This window comes from Prauserella aidingensis (assembly GCF_024171865.1).
GTDB classification, from domain to species: domain Bacteria; phylum Actinomycetota; class Actinomycetes; order Mycobacteriales; family Pseudonocardiaceae; genus Prauserella; species Prauserella aidingensis.
The window spans coordinates 16,483-35,772 of record NZ_JAMTCN010000033.1; the positions used below are offsets into that span (position 1 = coordinate 16,483).

Here is a 19,290-nt window from a genome sequence, read left to right on the forward strand (position 1 = left end):
GGCGGGCCCCGTGGGACTCCGCGGGTTCGGCACGGAAATGTCGTGGTGGCGCCACCGGAAAAGTTAGTTATAACAGCTAACCACTTGCGGTGGGTGGTACCGAACCACCGAACGGGTGGACATGTCGTGAGTGGCCCACTGTCGCGGTGACGACGGCGCCCACGCCTTCGGGGAGGCGTGTCAGGATTCGTCGAGGGTCTGCCGCAGGGCTTCGTCGGCCTTGCGCGCCATGTCCTTGACGGCTTCCCGCCGCTCGGCGTCGGCCTCGTAGTCGGCCCTGCGGTCGCGCACGACCCGTGCGGGCGCGCCGACGGCGATGCCGAAGTCCTGGATGTCGCCGCGGACCACGGCGTGGGCACCGAGCACGCAGCCGCGGCCGACGCGGGTTCCCTTGAGGACGGACACCTTGGTGCCGATCCAGGTGTCGGGCCCGATCCGCACCGGCGCCTTGACGATGCCCTGGTCCTTGATGGGCAGGTTGATGTCGGTGGTCACGTGGTCGAAATCGGTGACGTACACCCAGTCGGCGATGATCGAGGATCCGCCGATCTCGATGTCCAGGTAGCCGTTGAGCACGTTCTGCTTGCCGAAGACCGTCTTGTCACCGATGCGCAGCGAGCCCTCGTGGCACCGGATCGCGTTGCCGTCACCGATGTGCACCCATCGGCCGATCTCCATGCGCCCGTACCCGGGGCGGGCGTGGATCTCGACGTTCTTGCCGAGGAACACCATCCCGCGCAGCACGATGTGCGGATTCGCGATGCGGAACTTCAGCAGCCGCCAGTACCGGACCAGATACCAGGGTGTGTAGGCCCGGTTGCGCAGCACCCAGCGCAGCGATTCCCTCGTCAGGAACCGGGTCTGATTGGGATCATTGCGCGTCCGTCGCCAGGCCTGGACGCGGTGCAGTACGGGCGAACCCCACATCGACGTCATGCCCCGGAGAGTAGCCGTGCCCCGCAGCGCCACCGGCCGGGAGGTGGCGAGGAGCGTGACAGGCTCGGGTCGTGAGAGGCCGGGGTGTGAGAAGCCGGATCGCGCGAGGCCGGGGTGTGACGGCCCGGCCTGGCGCCCCTACGTTCCCGACTTCTTCTGCGCGGCGACCGCGGTCCCGATGAGCACTCCCGCACCCGCCAGTAGCACGACAGCGCCGACGATCATCGTGATCTCCGCCGGCGCCGGCAGATCGAGTACCGCAGCCAGTCCGCCCAGCAGCGCCGCGAGGCCGCCGAAGCAGGCGGCGAGCGGACCGAACGCCTTGGGGTTCATAGCGGGACCGTACCGATCGCCCGTCCGGCGACCACGGCCCGGTTGGCACGGCCCGGTGGGCTCCGACAGCACCTCCTCCGCACAGCCTGCGTCGACGAATGGCCGACGCGGCCGGGTCAGAACGGCGGCGGGTCGCCGTCACCCTCGCGCGCCGGATCGTTGCGCGGGGCCGGATCGTTCCGTTGCCGTGCACCATCGCACTGTTTCGGATGGTCCCGCTGCCGTGAATGGTCACGCTGTCGTGATCCGACCCGCTGCCGCGCGTCGGTGCGATCGCCACGACCGGAACGGGGTTCACCTCCGTTACCGTTCGGCCGCTCCTCATCGGCGGTGCAGCGCTCCCGCGGAGCCAGCACGGGCTCCCGATGACCGGTGTAGGTGGTGCCGTTCGGCGTGGTCACCGTACTGGTGCCTTGCGCAGGGTCGTAGTGGAAGCCCCACCGCGGGTCGTTCTTCAGCCGGTGGTGACGTCGGCACCGCGCCCCGCCCTTGGCGACCGAGGTCTCCCCAGCGTGCTTGTCCCACTCCCGTTCGTGATCGCAGTGCCGGGCAGGCCGATGGCACCACGGAACGACACACTCCCGGTCCCGCGTCCGCACCAGTTGCCGGATCGTCTCGCTGGGCCGTCTCCGCGATCTGCCCAGATCCACCGGGTCCCCGGTGCCGGGATCGCACAACACGGCGCGCCACACACTGGCCGGTCCGGTCATGATCTCCCGGGCGATCACGGCGGGCACGGGTCCGTAGCCATCCAGCTCGCATCCCTGCTCGGAGATCGACAGGGCCGCGTCGACCGGCATGTGCAGCTGCACCATCACCGGCGCCGCGGGTGGTGCCACTCCGGGATCGTTGCCCAGCAGCAGCTCCACGGTCACGTCCGCGCGCAGCTGATCCCACGTCCGTCGCTCGCCGCCGCGACGCAGTGAACGGGCCATCGCATCGATCCGCGCGTAGCAGGCCGCCGCCACCTCGGCAGGCAGCTCCGCCAACAACACCGACACCGCGTTCTCCGCCGGCACGAGTTCGACCCGGCGTTCCGCACGCGCCCTCCGCGCACGGTCGACCTGTCCGCCCGGGTCGACCTTCTCCACCAACCGCGCCGCACACCGGGTCAGATTCCGCGGTTGCCACAGCGTCACGCCTGCCCCCGGCGAGCTTCTCCGCCAGCAACCGGTCCACGACGTGAGCCTGCTCGTCGTCCAGCACCGCGGTCGTCGCGAGAACCCGGTGCACGGCGTACGACTCGAGATGCCCGGCGCGCATCGATTCGACGAGCCGTGGCATGCGCCGCACCAGGTCGACCGCGCGCCGAATCCGCTCCCGCACGGCCGTCGGCGACGCCCGCAGTTCCGGCGCCAGCTCCTCCGCGAGACTCCACCAGTCGTCCCCGGCCGCCAGCTCGGCCAGGAACGTCACCTCCTCGGCGTCGACCTGCGCACGGCGCTCACGCAGGGTGCGCGCACGCTCCGCACGTCCCGTCTCCACTCGACCTCCGCCGCAGTCGCATCGACACTCCCTCGCGGCCGTAACCTGGCGGTGAACGACCCGAACGGTGAGGAGTGCCCGTGGCGCAGAAGCTGATCATCGACACCGATCCGGGCGTGGACGACGCGTTCGCGCTCGCGCTGGCGGCCCTCGGCAGCGATGTCGAGCTCCTCGGCGTGACCAGCGTGTACGGCAACGTCCCGCTGTCGGCGACGACGATCAACGCCCGCCGGCTCCTGGCGCTGTGCAAACGACCCGACGTGCCCGTCGCGGCGGGCGCCGCACGGCCGCTGGTCCACCGCCATCCCAACGAGGCCGGATACGTCCACGGCGCCGACGGTCTGTCCGGCCGGTCCACGACGCTGCCCGAACCGGCCCGCCCGCTCGACGAGCGCGACGCGGTCGCCCTGATGGCGGACCTCCTCGCAGCCGCCGACGAACCGGTGACGATCGCGCCGATCGGTCCGCTCACCAACATCGCCGCGTTGTTGGCCGCGCACCCGGCCGCGGCCGAGAAGATCGAGCGGGTCGTGATCATGGGTGGCGCGCTGGGCCACGGCAACTCGACGGCCGCCGCCGAGTTCAACGTCTGGAGCGACCCGGAAGCCGCGCACCGCGTGCTGACCGGCGGTGAGGCCCCGTGCGTGCTCGTGCCGATGGACCTGACCTATCGCTGCGCGGTGGACGCCGCGTGGCTCGACGAGCTGGCCTCGTCCGGACCGATCGGTGCGGCGCTGCACGCCCTCACCCCGGACTACCGCGAGCACTACCGCGGCGCGCTCGGCTGGGACGGCATGGTGATCCACGACGCGGTCGCCGTCGCGGAGGCGATCCTGCCGGGAACGCTGCACACCGAACGCGTCCCCGTGCAGGTCGAGTGCTCGTTCGGACCGGGCCGGGGCGCCACGCACGCCGACCGGCGGCTACCCGCGCTGCGCGCGTCGGGCGCCGACCCCGTCCCGGCGGCCGAGGTCGAGGTCGCCGTCGACACGGATCTCGACGCGCTGCGCGGACTGCTGCTCGACCGGTTGCGGTGACCTCGACCGTGCCCCGTCCCGCGGCGCTCCGTATCCTCTGAGCCATGACTTCGGGGGAGACCGAGACAGAGTCGTCCACGGCGCCCGGGCCCGGCTCGACGGCGCCCGCGACGGCCCCGCACGCCCGGCGCCGCCTCGCCGCGCTGCTCGCCCTCGCCACCGCGGTCGTACTGGCCGCGGGCGTGATCACCGTCGTGCAGTTGACGCCCGCACCCGCCGGTGACACGGGTGCCGCGGCAGCGGCGGCGGACGGTGCGGCCGCGGGCAGGCAGGCACCCGGCCCCGGCAGTACCCCGGCGTCCGGGCAGACCCCGCAACCGGAATCGACACCGCAGCCGACCAGTTCCCGGCCCGCCCGGGACGTGCCGCAGGAGCAGGGCACGCGGTTCGAGGCATGGGTCGACGAGGTCGCGGGGTGGCTCGACATCCCGCGTCCCGCCATGCACGCCTACGCCACGGCGACCGTGCGCATGGAGAAGGAGAAGCCGGGCTGCAACCTGTCGTGGGTCACGCTCGCCGGCATCGGCCGCACCACCAGCGACCACGGCCGGGAGGGTGACCGCACCCTCACGCGGGACGGCACGCCCACCTCGCCCATCGGCACCATCGAGCTGCGCAACTTCGCGGGCGACGTCATCTCCCAGGAGGGCGCCGAAGGCCCGCTGCAGCTCTCCCCCGCCGTCTGGCAGCAGTGGGCGGCGACCTCGGCGGGCGACGTGCCGAACATCCAGGACATCGACGACGCGGCACTCACCGCAGGCCGCGCGCTGTGCGACGGCGGGCGCGATCTGGACCAGGGGCAACAGTGGCTGGCAGGGGTCTCCGCGCTCCACGACGAACCGCTGTTCCTCCACCGGGTGCTGGCCACGGCCAACGTCTACGGCACGGTCGGCATGCAGGACGAACCGCCCAACGAGAAGGTGCTGCGGGCGGTCACGTTCGCCATCGAGAAGATCGGCCTGCCGTACGTGTGGGGCGGTAACGGCACGGAACAGGGCGACGCCGGTTTCGACTGCTCGGGCCTGACGACCGCGGCGTACGCGTCGGCGGGGGTCTCGCTCGAACGCACCGCCCACTGGCAGTACTCCTCACTCCCGATCATCGGCCCCGACGAGCAGCCCCGGCTGGGCGACCTGGTGTTCTTCGGCGACCCCGACACGAAGATCCACCACGTCGGGATGTACATCGGCAACCAGCAGATGATCGATGCGCCGACGTTCGGCCAGGCCGTGCAGGTGCACAACTACCGCAAGCCCGGTGATTCCTACGCCGGCGCGGGCAGACCGGTGGCATGACCCGCGCGGGCCCCGGTACGCCCCGGACATCACACGGTTCGACCACGACTGCGTCAGGAGCGTGACCATGGAGACGACGAGCGATTCCTTCCGCACCTCCACCGGGGTCGACCTCGGACTGGAACACTTCGGTGATCCGGCGGCACCGCTCGTCCTGCTCGTCGGAGGCCCGACGATGCTGTCGTGGCCCGACGAACTCTGCGAGGCACTGGCTCGCCGGGGACGCCACGTCGTGCGCTACGACCTGCGCGATGCGGGCGCGTCGACCACCGGGGACCCGGACGCCCCGGACTACACCCTGCGCGACCTCGCCCGCGACGCCGCCGTGCTCGCCCGCGACCTCGACGATCTACCTGCACACCTGGCCGGTATCGGGATCGGCGGCATGGTCGCCCAGGTGGCCGCGCTCGACCACCCCGACGCGTTCTCGGCGCTGACCCTCGCGGGCACGCGGCCCGTCGCTCCGGGCCCGGTCGACGCCGACCTGCCCGACCACGACGCCCACACCATGGAACGGGCGTTCGCGCTCCCGGCTCCGGACTGGTCCGACCGCGACGCCGTGGCCGACTTCGCCGCCGCGAACGCCGAGGTCCTCGGCAACGACCCGACGGCTGCACGCGCCACCGCGGCCCGCATCTTCGACCGCACGCCGTCGGCGGAGCCTGCGGTGCACCGCGCCAACCAGCTGGGCACGGTCTTCGCCGCACTGGACTGCACACCGCGCTGGCGGGAGCGACTCTCCGAGTTGGCCGTGCCGACGCTCGTCGTCCACGGCAGGCGCGACCCGTTCTTCCCCGTGGGCAACGGCGAAACCCTCGCCACGGAGATCCCCGACGCCCGGTTGCACGTGCTCGACGAGGCGGCGGCCGCGATCCCCCACGATCTCGTCGAGGAGGTCGCGGCCGCCATGGTCGCGCGGTAGACCGCCGACCGGGCCTGTCGAACCCGCCTGGTCCGTCGGCCGTCACGGCCGCCAGGTGACCGGAAGCGCGTGAACACCGTAGATGTTCATGTCGGTCCTGAGTGGAACGTCGTCGGCGGGCACGGCGAGCCGGAGCGTCGGGAAACGCCGTAACAGCGCTCCGAAACCGGCACGCAGCTCCATCCGGGCCAACTGGCCTCCGAGGCACTGATGCACCCCGTGGCCGAACGCCACCTGGCCACGGGCATCGCGGCGGAGGTCGAGCGTGTCGGGATCGTCGAACCGCCGCGGATCGCGGTTGGCTGCCAGCAGTGACACCACGACGGTCGACCCGGCATCGATGGTCTCGCCGCCCAACGGGATGTCCTCGGTGGCATAGCGGTAGAAGATGTCGGCGACGGACAGGTAGCGCATCAGCTCCTCCACCGCCCGTGGCAGCAGCTCCGGATCGGCCCGCAGCGCGGCCGCCTGCTGCGGATGCTGCAGCAGTGCGAAGGTGCCGAGCCCCAACATGTTCGCCGTCGTCTCGTACCCGGCGAGCATCAGCAGGAAGGCCGTTCCGGTCAGTTCCCCGATCGTCAGGTCGTCCTGCCCTGCCAGCTCGGAGAGGATGTCGTCACCGGGCTCGGCCCGTTTGCGGGTGACGAGTTCGGCCAGATACGTCGTCATGGCCGAGTAGGCCGCCATCTTGTCCTCGAGCGACGGATCCCGCATCAGGAAGGTGGCGGCGTCCTCCTGGAATCCCTGCCGGTCGGCGTAGGGCACCCCGAGCAGTTCGCAGATCACCAGCGACGGCACCGGTAGTGCGAACTCGGCCACCAGGTCCACCGGTGATTGCTTCAGCGACATCGCGTCCAGAACCCCTTCGACGACGTCGACGACGCGCTGCTCCAGCTGCTTCATCCGGGTGGCGGTGAACGCGGCGGTGAGCCTGCGCCGCAGCCGCGTGTGATCCGGCGGGTCCATCGCGATGAACAGTCCCGGCGTCGGTGGGCTCGGCTCGGTCTGTACCGGCATGCCCGGGGTCTCGTACGGCACGTGCACGACGCCGAGGTCCTGCCGGGAACTGAACCGGGTGTCCGCCAGCAGTCGACGTGCCTCGTCGTGGCCGGTGACGAGCCAGCCCCGGTGTCCGTCGGGGAAGCCGAGCGGACTGACCGGGCGCACGTCGCGCAGAGCGGCGAGGGCGCCGGGCGAATCGAAGGGTCCCCGGTCGCGTTCCGTGGGGAGTCGCTGCGGTACGGGGGCCGCACCGCCTGCGGGTGTGTTGGCGTGTGGCATTCGCGTTCCTCCGTAGGGTTTCACCGATCCGAGAGCGTTGCTCGGTCAGTGGGGGTATTCGCGGTTGAACAGGCGGCGTGACCACAGGTAGCCGGCCGCGGCGCACAGCACGCACCAGCCGAGCGCGAACCACGCCTCGTTGCCGATCGGGCCGCCGGTCAGCAACCCGCGCAGGGTCCCGATGATCGGCGTGAACGGCTGGTACTCGGCGAACCACCGCAGCCCCGCGGGCATCGACTCCACGGGCACGAACCCGCTGCCGAGGAACGGCAACAGCACCAGCGGCATCAGCACGTTGCTCGCGGTCTCGACGCTCGAACACGCCTGTCCGGCCGCGACCGCGAGCCACACCAGGGCGAACGTGACGGCCAGGAGCAGTCCGGCCGCGGCGAGCCAGGCCGCCGGCCCCGCCGACGGCCGGAAACCGACGAGCAACGCGACCCCGATCACGACGACGAGCGCGATCGCCGCCTGGATGACACTGCCCAGTACGTGGCCGGTCAGGACCGACATGCGGGCGATGTGCATGGTGCGCAGCCGCGCGACGATGCCCTCGGTCAGGTCCGTGGCGACCGAGATCGCGGTACCCTGCACGGTGGAGGTCACGGTCATCACGATGATCGCGGGCACGACGTAGGCCACGTACTCGGCGCGGCCGGCTCCGGCTGTTCCCGCGATGCCGGCTCCCAGTGCGTCGCCGAAGACGTACACGAACAGCAGCAGGAACACGACCGGCATGCCGACGAGGGTCAGCGTCATCGACGGATACCGGAGCATGTGACGGAGGTTCCGCCGGAGCATGGTCGCCGAGTCCCGCAACGGGTGTATCTGTCCAATGTGGACCTGGGTCGTAGGGGTGGTGGTGTGGGTCATGGCGTACCCGCTTTCTCGTCGGCCGGATGTCCGGTGAGTGCCAGGAAGACGTCGTCGAGATCGGGCGTGTGGATCGTCAGGCCCTCGACGTCGATACGGTGGTGGTCGAGCAGGCCCAGCAGGGTCCGGAGTGATCCGACACCGCCGTCGCCGGGCACCTGCAGCGCGAGCGCGTCGTCGTCCCGCGTCGCGGACCCGACCACCCGTGACGCGGCCTCGAGTGCGCCGATGTCCCCGAACTGCAACCGGACGTGCCCACCGGGGATGCGCCGTTTCAGTTCGTCGGGTGTCCCCTCGGCGACGAGACGGCCGTGGTCGAGCACGGCGACCCGGTCGGCGAGTGCGTCGGCCTCGTCCAGGTACTGCGTCGTCAGGAACACTGTGACGCCGCCGGCGACGAGTTCGTCGACGATGCGCCACATGTCTCGGCGGCTGCGTGGATCGAGTCCGGTGGTCGGCTCGTCGAGAAAGATCACCCGCGGCCGGCCCATCAGCGTCATGGCGAGGTCGAGCCTCCGCCGCATACCGCCGGAATAGGTGGAGGCGGGTTTTCCCGCGGCATCGGTGAGGTCGAACCGTTCGAGCAGCTCGGCCGCGCGGGCTCGGCCCGTGGCACGGTCGAGGTGGTGCAGGTCGGCCATCAGCCGCAGGTTCTCGGCGCCGGTGAGCAGTCCGTCCACGGCGGAGAACTGCCCGGTCACGCCGATGGCGGCCCGCACGGCGTCGCGGTCGGCGGCCACGTCGTGCCCGGCGACCCGCGCGCTGCCGCCGTCGGCGGCGAGCAGGGTGGTGAGAATCTTGACGGTCGTCGTCTTGCCGGCACCGTTGGCGCCGAGCAGGGCGAACACCGTGCCGGACGCGACGGTCAGGTCGAGACCGTCGAGAACGACGTGGTCGGCGAACGACCGGCGGAGCCCGTTCACGGCGATCGCCGGTGGACTGTGATTGGTCATGGTCGTCCTTTCTGGACAGGAGGCATCGACGGCGAAAAGGGGAATTCGAGGGAGAACCGTTCGCCGAATGCGGGAACGGCACGAGTCGACCGCCGTGTCGGTCACGGATCACGAGCGGTGAGGAGAACGGTTCGCCGAGGTGAGATACGGCGAGATGCGGCGAGGTGAGAGGACGCGAGGCGGAACGGACTCGGTGTGCGAACCGACCGGGAGCGGTGCCGGCGGATCGCCGACCGGTGACCGCGCCGGGGTCGCGTCAGGCGCGGCGGACGGTGACGTCGCCGGTCGAGGTGCGACCCCGGACCTCGACGGTCCGGTCGGACTCGTCGGGGCCGAGTGCGTCGTCGAGCAGGTTGCGGAGTTGGCCGAACGTGGTCTCGACGTCGAGCCACGCGGCGGTTCCCGCGGCGATGCCGAGGTCGAGGTCGCCCATCGACGTACCCAGTTCCACCCTGCCGCGTGCGATCTCACCGAGCCGGATGGGGCCGTTGTGGGTCCTGACGTCGACGTTCGCACCGGCCTCGTCCACGAGGATGGCCCCGTTGGCGGAGCGGACGCGCAGGTCTCCGGCCACGGCGTCGATCTCGGTGTCGCCGTTGGAGTTCTTGATCCCGGCGTCGCCCTCCACCCTGCCGACACTGACCTTGCCCGAACCGGTGCGGATGTCACCGTCGCCGTCGATCCTGTCGACGGTGACGTGACCGGCGCCGGTGCCGAGCTGTGCGGGGCCGCTGCGTTCGACCCGGATGTCGCCCATCCCGGTCTTGAGCTTCACCCCGCCCAGCGCGCCCTCGCACCGGACACCGCCCATGTGGAGCCTGCCGTCCACTCGGGACCCGGCGGGCAGTTCGATCGTGATGTCGGCCGAGCGGGTCTTGCGGGAGAAGTCGAACGCGCGGGGCTTCTGCCCGGTCACCCGCACTTCGTCGCCGGACTGGTCGACCCGGACCTTGCCGGCTGCCTCCACATCGGACTCGTTCGACGGGTCGCTCGCGGCGACCTCGACGACCGTGTCGGCCCGGTCACTCGCGACGATGTGGACGTCACGGGCGACACCGAGGTCGAGCATTACGAAGACAGGCCCGGGAGTGTCGAAGACAAGCATGATCACCCTTTCTCACGTGCCGGCACCGCCGGCCGGACGGCCGGGAGCCGGGCGATGGCGTGCTGACGTGGAGCACGTGCGGACATGCGGACCGGTCACCGCACCCAACCGGTGAACTGCTGCCGCGAGCGGACTCCCGACGCGGCGCCGCCACGGCGCCCGTCGTCGCCCTCGCCGCCCAGTGCCGCCGCGGCAGCGCGCACCAGCCAGGCGTTGACCGACCGGCCCTCCTCGGCCGCGGCCTCGTCCACCGCCGCCTTCAGCTTCTCGGGCAGGCGGACGTTGATCCGCGTGGTCGGGCCGTCCTCCGCGATCGAGACCGCGGACTCGGACCTGCCAGCGGTCGGCGGCGTGCGGTCGCCGACCGGCCCCGACGCTTCGGGCGTCGGTGTCACGACGAACTCGGGATCACGGCCCCGCAACCGCAGTTCGACCGCCCCGGGAGCCAGGTCCCGGGTGATCTCGTCGGCAGCCCCCGACAACGCGTCGAGCAGCGTCATCCGGATCGCCGATTCGAGCGAACCCGCCAGCCGCTCGACCAGTGCGCGAGCGTCCTCGCCACCAGCCTCGGCGAGCGCGGCGAACTCCCGGCCGAGGTTGTCCACGTACACGTTCAACTCCATGGCTCAACTATGGCATCACCGTGATGCCAATGCAAGCCCTGTTGGCTCAGGAACGGCTCGAGATGCGCCAAGACGAGAGTGCCGACCCCTTTCACCAGGGACAACTCGGGGCGTCAATCGTGAGCCAATGCGGTGCCACAGGTGGCTCATGTAGGCTCATCCTCTGGCTCACCCGGGCGCACCCGATGGCCGGCCGGTGCTCGCCGAGGGGGCGGTGCCGCCAACGCCGTTCGCCGCCGCGGCGGTGAACGGCGGCGTGGTCACGGGCGCGGGTGGCGCAGTCGCGCTGCCTGCCGGGTCAGGTGCTCACGCTCGGGAACGCTCGTGGCAGCGCGGGCGGCCTCGGCGTACAGGTCCGCCGCACGGACGTGCTCGCCCGCGCGCTCGTGCAGGTAGGCCAACGCGGCGGCGTACCGCGGAAGGCTGGGATCCACCTGCTCGAGCGCCGCCAAGCCCGCTCGGGCCCCGTCGGCCTCCCCGACCGCGACCGCCCGGTTCAACCGCACCACGGGGCTGCCGGTGAGTCGGAGCAGTTCGTCGTACCACTCCACGATCTGCGGCCAATCCGTCTCGGCCGCCGTCGGGGCATCGGCGTGCAACGCGGCGATCGCCGCCTGGGCCTGGTACTCGCCGAGCCGATCCCGCGCGAGGGCCGCCTGCAGGATCTCCACGCCCTCCGCGATCAGCCCGGTGTCCCAGCGGCCACGGTCCTGCTCGGCGAGGGGTACCAGCCGTCCCTCCGCGTCCGTGCGGGCCGCGCGGCGGGCGTGGTGCAACAGCATCAGCGCCAACAATCCCGCCACCTCGGGGTCATCGGTCAACGCGGCGAACTGGCGGGTCAGCCGAACGGCCTCCGCCGCCAGGTCGACGTCGCCGCCGTAGCCCTCGTTGAAGACGAGGTACAGCACCCGCAACACCGTCGCCGGGTCGCCGGACCTGTCGAACGACTCGCCCGCGATCCGCCGCTTGGCCCTGCTGATCCGCTGCGCCATCGTCGCTTCGGGCACCAGGTACGCCGCGGCGATCTGCCGCGTGGTGAGGCCGCCGACGGCACGCAGCGTCAGCGCGACCGCCGACGCGGGAGACAGCGACGGATGGGCGCACAGGAAGTACAGCCGGAGCGTGTCGTCCGTGACCGGGGTGGGGCCCGGCGGGGGCTCGGCCGCCACCGCGACCTCGCGCCCCCGCCGCGACTCCTCCGCCCGCCGGGCGTCGACGAACCGGCGCCACGACGCCGCGATCAGCCACCCCTTCGGGTCGCGCACGGGCTCCGCACCGCCGGACGAGTGTGACGGCGAGCCGTCGGGCCACGTCTCCAGCGCCCGGATCACGGCCTCCTGCACCGCGTCCTCCGCCGACGCGAAGTCCGCCCCGCGCCGGACGAGCACCCCGATCACGGCGGGCACCAGCTCCCGCAGCGCCGCCGGATTCACTCGGCGGTCTCGGCCTTGTTCGACAGGAACGGCCGCAGTTCGAGCCATTCGTGGATCGGCTCGCCGTTCGGACCGGGAGCCGCCGACAGTTCGCCCGCCAGTTCGAGCGCCCGCTCGTAGGATTCGACGTCGATCACCATCCAGCCCGCGACGAGATCCTTGGTCTCGGCGAACGGCCCGTCCGTCACCGGCGGGCGCCCCTCGCCGTCGTAGCGCACGAACGTGCCCTCGGGCGAGAGCGCCTGTGCGTCGACGAACTCACCCGTGGACTGCAGTTTCGCCGCGAAGTCGCTCATGTAGCGCATGTGCGCGTCGACCTCGTCGGGGCTCCAGCGGTCGATCGTTCCGTAGTCGACGACCGGCTCCGGCCCGCCCCGGTAGTGCTTCAGCAGCAGGTACTTCATGGTGCTCCTCCTTCGCCGTGGCGGCCCTCGTGGCCGCTCGCATGCCCCTGGGACGGAGCCGGCTCCTCATTCTCGACACGACGAGAGCACTTTTCCCGAATTTTCCGGCGCACTCGGACGGGCGTTCACAGACTCAGGACGGTCTCGCGGGTGACGCGGGAGAGCTTCTCGGGGTTGCGGACTCCGTAGAGGCCGCTGACCAGGCCGTCGTCGATGCGCACCGCCACCACGGTGTCGACCTCGTCGCCGCGCCACAGCACGAGTGCCGGGTGCCCGTTCACGCTCGCCGGGGCGAGCGTGCCGATCTCGGGAACATGCCAGGCGCCGGCCGCGAGGACCCTGCCCACCCTGTCCGAGCCCACGATCGGGTTCGGCACCGCCTGCGCGAGACCGCCACCGTCACCGATCAGCACGACGTCGGGGGCCAGGATGTCCAGCAGGCCCTGCAGGTCACCCGTGTCGACCGCGCGGCGGAACGCGTCCAGCGCCCGCCGCGCCTCGTTCGGAGACGCCGGGCCGCGCGGCCTGCGGGCGGCGACGTGGCCACGGGCCCGGTGGGCGATCTGCCGGACCGCCGCGGCGTTCTTGCCGACCGCCGCGGCGATCTCCTCGTACTCGACGGCGAACACGTCCCGCAACACGAACACGGCGCGTTCGGTCGGCGACAGGGTCTCCAGCACCAGCAGCATCGCCATCGACACACTCTCGGCCAGCTCGACGTCGTCGGCCACGTCGGCCGCGGTGGCCAGCGGCTCGGGCAGCCACGCGCCGACGTAGGTCTCCTTACGCCTCCCGAGCGAGCGCATCCGCGTGAGCGCCTGCCTCGTCGTGATGCGCACCAGGTACGCCCGCCGGTCACGCACCCGCGCCAGTTCGACGCCCGTCCACTTCAGCCACGTCTCCTGCAGCACGTCCTCGGCGTCGGTGGCCGAGCCGAGCATCTCGTAGGCGACGGTGAACAGCAGGTTCCGGTGTGCGACGAACACCTCGGTGGCCGCGTCGACGTCCGGCGCGGGCGGGTGCGGCGTGGCGGTCATGAGTCTCCCTTCTGCGGTGACACCCCTACGACGCCGCAGGCCGCCGCGGTGTGACACCCGCGGCCGTCACGGACCGGTGGCGACCGCGGGTGTCACAGGCCCCGCACCGCCGGCGTCTTCTGGTCGCCCCCCGGCGAACGTCCCCGCACGACACACGTCGTCCGGCGACATCGCCACCGCAGCAACGAGGAGGACCACCGCAATGGAAACCCGATTCGACATGTTCGGCAACGAACTGGCGCTCAAGTTCGCCAAACGGTTCGCGAACGCAGGCGCGGTCATCACAGACTCACCGCTGCCCACATCCATCCAGGAGCTCGTGTCACTGCGGGCCAGCCAGATCAACGGCTGCGGCTGGTGCGTCGACATGCACACCAAGGAGGCCGCCGCCCACGGGGAGAGCGCCGAGCGGCTCAACCTCGTCGCCGTGTGGCGGGAGACCACCGTCTTCACCGCCGCCGAGCGCGCCGCACTCGCCTTCGCCGAGGAGGGCACCCGGCTCGCCGACGCCCACCAGGGCGTGTCCGACGACACCTGGGCGGCGATCCGCGAGCACTACGACGACGACGAGACCGCGGCGCTCGTGGCGCTGGTGAGCCTGATCAACGCGGCCAACCGCATGGCCGTGATCGTCCATCAGAAGGGCGGTTCGTACCGGCCGGGCATGTTCGAGGCCGCCCTGTCGGGACAGTCGTGACAGGACGGCGGTGCGGGGGCGCTCGCGAGCGCCCCCGCACCGCCGCGGAATCTGGCTCTCGCCTCCGGGGAACGGTGCAGCGGTCAGACGACGCCTGCGCGGATCTCGTCGTAGATCCGGCGAGGATCGCCTGCCAGCGACGCCTTGACGTGCGCGCTCCAGTCATCGGCGAGAACCTCGACCGAGCCCGCCTCGACGCCGTCCAGGCCCGCACCGGCGACCACAGCCGGGTCACCCTTGGGGCCGTTGTAGGCAGCGCTGAAGTCGGTGTCGACGGCACCCAGGTGCAGGCCGGTGACCAGCGTGCCCTGGTTGTCGAGCTCGGTGCGCACCCCGTTCGTCAGCGCCCATTGTGCCGCCTTGGCGGCGTGATAGCCGTTCGTGCCGGGGTAAGCGTGCCAGGACTGCGCGGACAGCACGTTCAGCATTGCCCCGCCCCCACCCGCCGCCAGCACGGGGGCGAACGCCCGTACGACGGCCAGTGTTCCCCAGAAGTTCGTCTCCATCTCCGCACGAACGGCTGCGAGGTCCGAGGTGACGAGGTCGGTGAAGTTGCTGACACCGGCGTTGTTCACCAGCAGCGTCACGTCGTCCGCCGCGGCGGCCGCGGCGCGGACCGTCTCGTCGTCGGTCACGTCCAGCCGCAGCGGAACGGTGCCGGGCAGGTCGATCGTCTCCGGCCGCCGCGCCGTCGCGTACACGCGGGCCGCGCCGCGGTCGAGGAGCTGCCGGACGAAGTGGCGGCCCAGTCCGCGGTTCGCTCCGGTGACGAGTGCGACGGTGCCCTCGATGCGCAGGCCGGAAACCGGGGCGGCGAACCGGCGGGATTCGGTGTTCGGTGTCATGTCCCGTACGCTAGAATCTCACGTGGACGTGAGGTGCAAGTCGTGTGCCAGGATTCCGGGAGAAGGGAAGCCGTGCGCATCGGAGAGATCGCCCGGCGGTCGGGTGTCAGCGTCCGCGCGCTGCGGTACTACGAGGAGCAGGGACTGCTCGTCCCCGGCCGCAGCCCCGGAGGGCAGCGCGAATACAGCCAGGACGCCGTCCAAACGGTTCGGGCCATCCAACAGCTCTACGCCGCAGGCCTGTCCAGCCGCCGCGTTGCCGAGCTGCTCCCCTGCATGGACACCGGCACCACCACCGACCATCAGCGAGCGATGCTCAAGGCCGAACGCGACCGCATCCGCGCACAGATCAAGGAGCTCACCGCCACGCTCGCCCGTCTCGATGAACTCGTCGACGCCGCCGACCGCCGCGGATCGTGAACGCCGTCACCGGCGCTCACCGAGCGCGTCGGTCAGCTCGCCTCGACGCGGCCGTGGGTCAGAGCGGCCAGCGCGTCGGCGAGCTTCCGGTGCTGTCGCGTGACCAGCGGGCCGTACTGGATCGCCTTCGACTTGATACCGAGTTCCACCCGCGTGCCCGTGGGCTCGGGCGTGACCAGGACCGGGTAGAAGAAGCCCCACGTGGTGGCCGACATCCCCGATTCGAGTAGCACCATGCCGCGCCCGGGATCGGCGTCCGCCACGCTGAACCCGGGAGGACAGTGCTGCGTGACCCAGCCGTAGACGTGCTGCGGCGGCGCTCCCGTCCGCACGACGCACCGGCGTTTCGTCATGGGCACCGTGGTGAGTGATCCCTTCCGCCTCAGCGCGAACAGCACGAGGACGGTGACGCCGGCCGCCGCGCCCAACAGGGCCAACAGGAACGTGACGATGTCCATGGGCGCCGATTGTGCCTCGACGCCGGGCCCTCGAAGTGTCGGCACCGTCCAATCGGCGTGCCGACGTGACGAACCCCGCAGCATCGCTCCCGCGTGACTGCCCGCGTCAGGCGGGCACGCGTTCGGCCTTGCAGACGAACGCCGTCGGCCGCCGCCCGATACGGGTGAGCACGACGCTCGCCTCGCCCGATCCGGACGGCTTGAGCCTGCGGCGCAGCGTGTTCGGGTCGACGTCCAGCCCGCGCACGAGGATCTCGACCCTGCCGACGTCGTGGCGCCGCAGCATCGCCCGCAGTTCCTTCTCGCTGTAGCGGCCGAATTCCAGCACCCGGAACGCACGCACCCCGGGTGGCGGCTCGTCGCCGGTGAGGTAGGCGATGCGCTCGTCCAGTTGCCACAGACCGTGCCGCGCTCCGTAGTGCCGCACCAGCCCCGCCCGCACGACCGCGCCGTCGGGATCGACGAGCCACTCCCCCGGCTCACCGACGCCCGCGTCGTCCGGCTCGTCGTCGGTGATCGTCCACTGTGGCCCGCCGGTCCCGGCCTCGCCGGAGCGCAGGACCGTGGCGCGCCTGCGTGCCGTGGCGAGGCCGCCGGACCACAGACACGATTCCCGCACCTGCCCGTCGAGTGACACGAGCTCGACCTCGCGCGCCCACGGCGCGATCGAGGTGTCGAGGCCCGGCGCGCACTTCACGACCAGGTCGCGCCCGTCGTAGGCGGTGGCCAGCTCGTCGAGCGCGGGCACGAAGTCGCCCGGTTTCCACGTGCGGCGACCCGACGAGTCCCGCCGGGCGGGGTCGGCCACCACCACGGCGTCGCGGGTGACCGGCGCGAGCGCGTCCGCACGCACCACCGTGGGAGACACCCCGGCCACGGCGGCGTTGTGCCGCGCCATCGCCAGCCGCGCCGGATCGAGGTCCGAACCCACGCACCGGGCCGCAGTCCGGGCCAGCTCGACGAGGTCGGCCCCGATCGAGCACGTCACGTCGTGTACGTCGCGGCCCGCGAGCCGCTCCGCACGGTGGCGCGCCACCAGCGAGGCGCTCGCCTGTTGCAGCGCGTCCGAGGTCAACAGCCACGACGCCGGATCATCCAGTTTGGACGCCGCTTTCCGGCGCAGCAGGACGGTTTCCAGCACGGCGGCGTACCGTTCGCTTACGAGACGACGGGCACTGGTCACATCGGACAGCCAGCTCGCGTCGGTCAACGCCAGCCCGTCGCAGGCCGCGATCGCCTCCACACCCTCGGCCGAGGCCAGGAAGGCGACGTCGTCGGGTGAGAAGGCGTACGGCAACGGTTCCCGTGCTCCTACTGCGGCGAGCCGGTCACGGCTCGACGGGCTCCGGCGGCTTGGTACCCGTGAGCATCACGTTGTAGAACAGCTCGCGCGGCAGCACCTTGGACAGCAACTTCTTGTCCACAGCGGACAGTCGTAGCCACAGCTTGTAGGCGAACAGCCGCCACCGCAGCGTCAACTTCTCGTCCGGCACAGCGGCCTCGAACGTCCGGATCGGCCAGCCCGCCAGCGCCGCGCTGAACTCGTCCGTGACCGCCCGGACGTCGGCCGCACCCGCCGACGACGCCGTGCGCTCCAACTCGGACGGATCGAACGTGTGCAGGTCGACCACGGCCTCCAGCGCCGCGGCGCGCGAGGACTCATCCAGCTCGGCCTGCGGCCGCCGCCACCCACTCAGCGCGGGCAACTTCGTGACGGTCGTCGTCAGCCACCACGTCAGCTGACCCAGCCTGCGGGCGTAGAAGTCGCCGACCTTCGTCGGCTCACCCGCGAACAGGAACCGCCCGCCCGGCTTGAGCACGCGCAGCACCTCACGCAGCGACGCCTCGACGTCCGGGATGTGGTGCAGCACGGCGTGCCCGACCACCAGGTCGAAACTGTTGTCCTCGTACGGGATCCGCTCGGCGTCCGCCACCCGGCCGTCGACGTCGAGCCCCAACTGCTCGGCGTTGCGCAGCGCGACCTCGACCATGCCGGGCGAGAGGTCCGTCACCGAACCCTTCTTGATCACCCCGCCCTGCATCAGGTTCAGCAGGAAGAAACCCGTGCCGCTGCCCAGTTCCATCGCGGTGGGGTACGGCCGGTCGGCCTCCCCCGCCACGGCGGTGAACACGTCGGTGGCGTACTCGATGCAACGCTCGTCGTACGAGATCGACCACTTCTCGTCGTACGTGCCCGCTTCCCAGTCGTGGTAGAGCACGTTGGCGAGCTTCGGGTCGGCGTAGGCGGCCTGCACCTCGTCGGCGCTCGCGTGCGGATTCGGCGCGGGATCGAGGCGGCGTTCCTGCTCGGTGGGCTCGGTCGCGTCGGACACGGTCACTTCCCCTTGAACTGGGCCTTGCCGGGGCCGTTCTCGATGAACGACTCCATGCCGGTGGCCTGGTCCTCGGTGGCCCACAGCGCCGTGAACAGCTGCGTCTCGAGCTTCAGCGCGTTGCGCAGGTCCATGTCCTGCCCGCCGTCGATCGCGGCCTTGGCGGCCTTCAGCGCGACCGCCGGACCGTTCGCGAACTGCGAGGCCCACGTGTGCGCCGCGGTGTACACGTCGTCCGGGGCGACGACCTCGTCGACCAGGCCCATCGCGAGCGCCTCCTCGGCCTTCACGAACCGTCCCGTGTAGACGATGTCCTTGGCCTTGCTCGGGCCCACGAGCCGCGTCAGGCGCTGCGTCCCACCCGCGCCGGGGATGATGCCGAGCTGGATCTCCGGCTGGCCGACCTTCACGTTGTCCCCGACGATCCGGCGGTCGGCGGTCATCGCCAACTCGAGACCCCCGCCGAGCGCGTAGCCGGTCACGGCCGCGACCGTCGGCTTCGGCAACTCGGCGATCGTCGCCAGCGACGCCTGCAACTCGGCGCCGAACTCGTTGATCTCGACGTAGGACTTGGCCGCCATCTCCTTGATGTCGGCGCCACCCGCGAACGTCTTCTCCCCGCCGTAGAGGATCACGGCGCGGACGTCGTCGCGGCCCGCGGCCTCCTTCGCGGCCTCGGCGAGCTCACGCTGCACCTGGTTGTTCAGCGCGTTGACCGGGGGCCGGTCCAGCCTGATGGTGCCGACGCCTGCCTCGACCTCGAGTCGTACGAACTCGCCCACGCCTTCCTCCTTGAACGCTTGCTCGACGTGCCTGCGAC

The 19,290-nt window shown here is 71.3% G+C and carries 21 protein-coding genes; 5 read left to right on the forward strand and 16 right to left on the reverse strand.

From position 1 onward, the window contains the following. Nucleotides 1–180 precede the first annotated feature (180 nt). The 3 genes from LY13_RS22855 to LY13_RS22865 form a co-directional block, all read right to left on the reverse strand. Complete coding sequence (locus LY13_RS22855; protein WP_253830617.1) at nucleotides 181–936, reverse strand: acyltransferase; 756 nt, start codon at nucleotides 934–936, stop codon at nucleotides 181–183. Nucleotides 937–1,074: 138 nt separating this feature from the next. Continuing rightward, entirely contained in the window at nucleotides 1,075–1,269 is a 195-nt protein-coding gene (locus LY13_RS22860) for a hypothetical protein (protein WP_253830618.1), read from the reverse strand. A 116-nt stretch (nucleotides 1,270–1,385) separates the two neighbouring features. Beyond that, nucleotides 1,386–2,408: a DUF222 domain-containing protein gene (locus tag LY13_RS22865; protein ID WP_253830619.1), complete on the reverse strand. Its 1,023-nt coding sequence runs from the start codon at nucleotides 2,406–2,408 to the stop codon at nucleotides 1,386–1,388. A gap of 426 nt (nucleotides 2,409–2,834) precedes the next feature. Here LY13_RS22865 and LY13_RS22870 point away from each other — a divergent pair, with 426 nt between their 5' ends. The 3 genes from LY13_RS22870 (at nucleotide 2,835) to LY13_RS22880 (ending at nucleotide 6,008) form a co-directional block, all read left to right on the forward strand. Beyond that, nucleotides 2,835–3,791: a nucleoside hydrolase gene (locus LY13_RS22870; RefSeq protein ID WP_253830620.1), complete on the forward strand. Its 957-nt coding sequence runs from the start codon at nucleotides 2,835–2,837 to the stop codon at nucleotides 3,789–3,791. Nucleotides 3,792–3,835: 44 nt separating this feature from the next. After that, nucleotides 3,836–5,086 carry a C40 family peptidase gene (locus LY13_RS22875; protein WP_253830621.1) on the forward strand — a complete coding sequence of 417 codons (1,251 nt, stop codon included), beginning with the start codon at nucleotides 3,836–3,838 and terminating at the stop codon, nucleotides 5,084–5,086. A 67-nt stretch (nucleotides 5,087–5,153) separates the two neighbouring features. Further along, nucleotides 5,154–6,008, forward strand: coding sequence for an alpha/beta fold hydrolase (locus LY13_RS22880; protein ID WP_253830622.1), 855 nt, complete (start codon nucleotides 5,154–5,156; stop codon nucleotides 6,006–6,008). Nucleotides 6,009–6,050: 42 nt separating this feature from the next. Here LY13_RS22880 and LY13_RS22885 read toward each other — a convergent pair whose 3' ends face one another. The 8 genes from LY13_RS22885 to LY13_RS22925 form a co-directional block, all read right to left on the reverse strand. Further along, nucleotides 6,051–7,289 carry a cytochrome P450 gene (locus LY13_RS22885; RefSeq protein WP_253830623.1) on the reverse strand — a complete coding sequence of 413 codons (1,239 nt, stop codon included), beginning with the start codon at nucleotides 7,287–7,289 and terminating at the stop codon, nucleotides 6,051–6,053. A 45-nt stretch (nucleotides 7,290–7,334) separates the two neighbouring features. Continuing rightward, nucleotides 7,335–8,162, reverse strand: coding sequence for an ABC transporter permease (locus LY13_RS22890; RefSeq protein ID WP_301299520.1), 828 nt, complete (start codon nucleotides 8,160–8,162; stop codon nucleotides 7,335–7,337). Further along, entirely contained in the window at nucleotides 8,159–9,115 is a 957-nt protein-coding gene (locus LY13_RS22895; RefSeq protein WP_253830625.1) for an ATP-binding cassette domain-containing protein, read from the reverse strand. Before LY13_RS22895 ends, LY13_RS22890 begins: the two co-directional genes overlap by 4 nt. A gap of 256 nt (nucleotides 9,116–9,371) precedes the next feature. Further along, nucleotides 9,372–10,220 (reverse strand): DUF4097 family beta strand repeat-containing protein, encoded by an 849-nt coding sequence (locus tag LY13_RS22900; protein ID WP_253830626.1) that lies wholly within the window; start codon nucleotides 10,218–10,220, stop codon nucleotides 9,372–9,374. Nucleotides 10,221–10,315: 95 nt separating this feature from the next. After that, complete coding sequence (locus LY13_RS22910) at nucleotides 10,316–10,843, reverse strand: YlcI/YnfO family protein (RefSeq protein WP_301299521.1); 528 nt, start codon at nucleotides 10,841–10,843, stop codon at nucleotides 10,316–10,318. A gap of 260 nt (nucleotides 10,844–11,103) precedes the next feature. Continuing rightward, a complete protein-coding gene (locus LY13_RS22915) occupies nucleotides 11,104–12,276 on the reverse strand; it encodes an RNA polymerase sigma factor (protein WP_253830627.1) in 1,173 nt (390 codons plus the stop codon). Beyond that, nucleotides 12,273–12,680, reverse strand: coding sequence for a YciI family protein (locus LY13_RS22920; RefSeq protein ID WP_253830628.1), 408 nt, complete (start codon nucleotides 12,678–12,680; stop codon nucleotides 12,273–12,275). Before LY13_RS22920 ends, LY13_RS22915 begins: the two co-directional genes overlap by 4 nt. A gap of 125 nt (nucleotides 12,681–12,805) precedes the next feature. Then, nucleotides 12,806–13,717: an RNA polymerase sigma-70 factor gene (locus tag LY13_RS22925; RefSeq protein WP_253830629.1), complete on the reverse strand. Its 912-nt coding sequence runs from the start codon at nucleotides 13,715–13,717 to the stop codon at nucleotides 12,806–12,808. 202 nt (nucleotides 13,718–13,919) lie between these two features. Here LY13_RS22925 and LY13_RS22930 point away from each other — a divergent pair, with 202 nt between their 5' ends. Beyond that, nucleotides 13,920–14,414, forward strand: a complete 495-nt coding sequence (locus LY13_RS22930) for a carboxymuconolactone decarboxylase family protein (protein WP_253830630.1) — start codon at nucleotides 13,920–13,922, stop codon at nucleotides 14,412–14,414. An 83-nt stretch (nucleotides 14,415–14,497) separates the two neighbouring features. On the opposite strand, the gene LY13_RS22935 is transcribed toward LY13_RS22930, so the two are convergent. Continuing rightward, nucleotides 14,498–15,211: an SDR family oxidoreductase gene (locus tag LY13_RS22935; RefSeq protein ID WP_253830647.1), complete on the reverse strand. Its 714-nt coding sequence runs from the start codon at nucleotides 15,209–15,211 to the stop codon at nucleotides 14,498–14,500. A 120-nt stretch (nucleotides 15,212–15,331) separates the two neighbouring features. Here LY13_RS22935 and LY13_RS22940 point away from each other — a divergent pair, with 120 nt between their 5' ends. Further along, nucleotides 15,332–15,679, forward strand: coding sequence for a MerR family transcriptional regulator (locus LY13_RS22940; protein WP_253830631.1), 348 nt, complete (start codon nucleotides 15,332–15,334; stop codon nucleotides 15,677–15,679). Between the two features lie 32 nt (nucleotides 15,680–15,711). Here the strand turns inward: LY13_RS22940 and LY13_RS22945 are convergent, their stop codons facing one another. The 4 genes from LY13_RS22945 to LY13_RS22960 all read right to left on the reverse strand — a co-directional run bounded on the left by LY13_RS22945 (nucleotide 15,712) and on the right by LY13_RS22960 (nucleotide 19,252). After that, on the reverse strand, nucleotides 15,712–16,137 hold the full coding sequence (locus LY13_RS22945; protein WP_253830632.1) for a hypothetical protein: 426 nt from the start codon (nucleotides 16,135–16,137) through the stop codon (nucleotides 15,712–15,714). Nucleotides 16,138–16,243: 106 nt separating this feature from the next. Next, complete coding sequence (locus tag LY13_RS22950) at nucleotides 16,244–17,434, reverse strand: THUMP-like domain-containing protein (protein ID WP_253830633.1); 1,191 nt, start codon at nucleotides 17,432–17,434, stop codon at nucleotides 16,244–16,246. 31 nt (nucleotides 17,435–17,465) lie between these two features. After that, the gene (locus LY13_RS22955) at nucleotides 17,466–18,470 is read right to left on the reverse strand and encodes a class I SAM-dependent methyltransferase (RefSeq protein WP_253830634.1); all 1,005 of its coding nucleotides are present in this window, start codon (nucleotides 18,468–18,470) and stop codon (nucleotides 17,466–17,468) included. Between the two features lie 2 nt (nucleotides 18,471–18,472). Next, the gene (locus LY13_RS22960; protein WP_253830635.1) at nucleotides 18,473–19,252 is read right to left on the reverse strand and encodes an enoyl-CoA hydratase/isomerase family protein; all 780 of its coding nucleotides are present in this window, start codon (nucleotides 19,250–19,252) and stop codon (nucleotides 18,473–18,475) included. Between the last annotated feature and the right edge of the window lie 38 nt (nucleotides 19,253–19,290).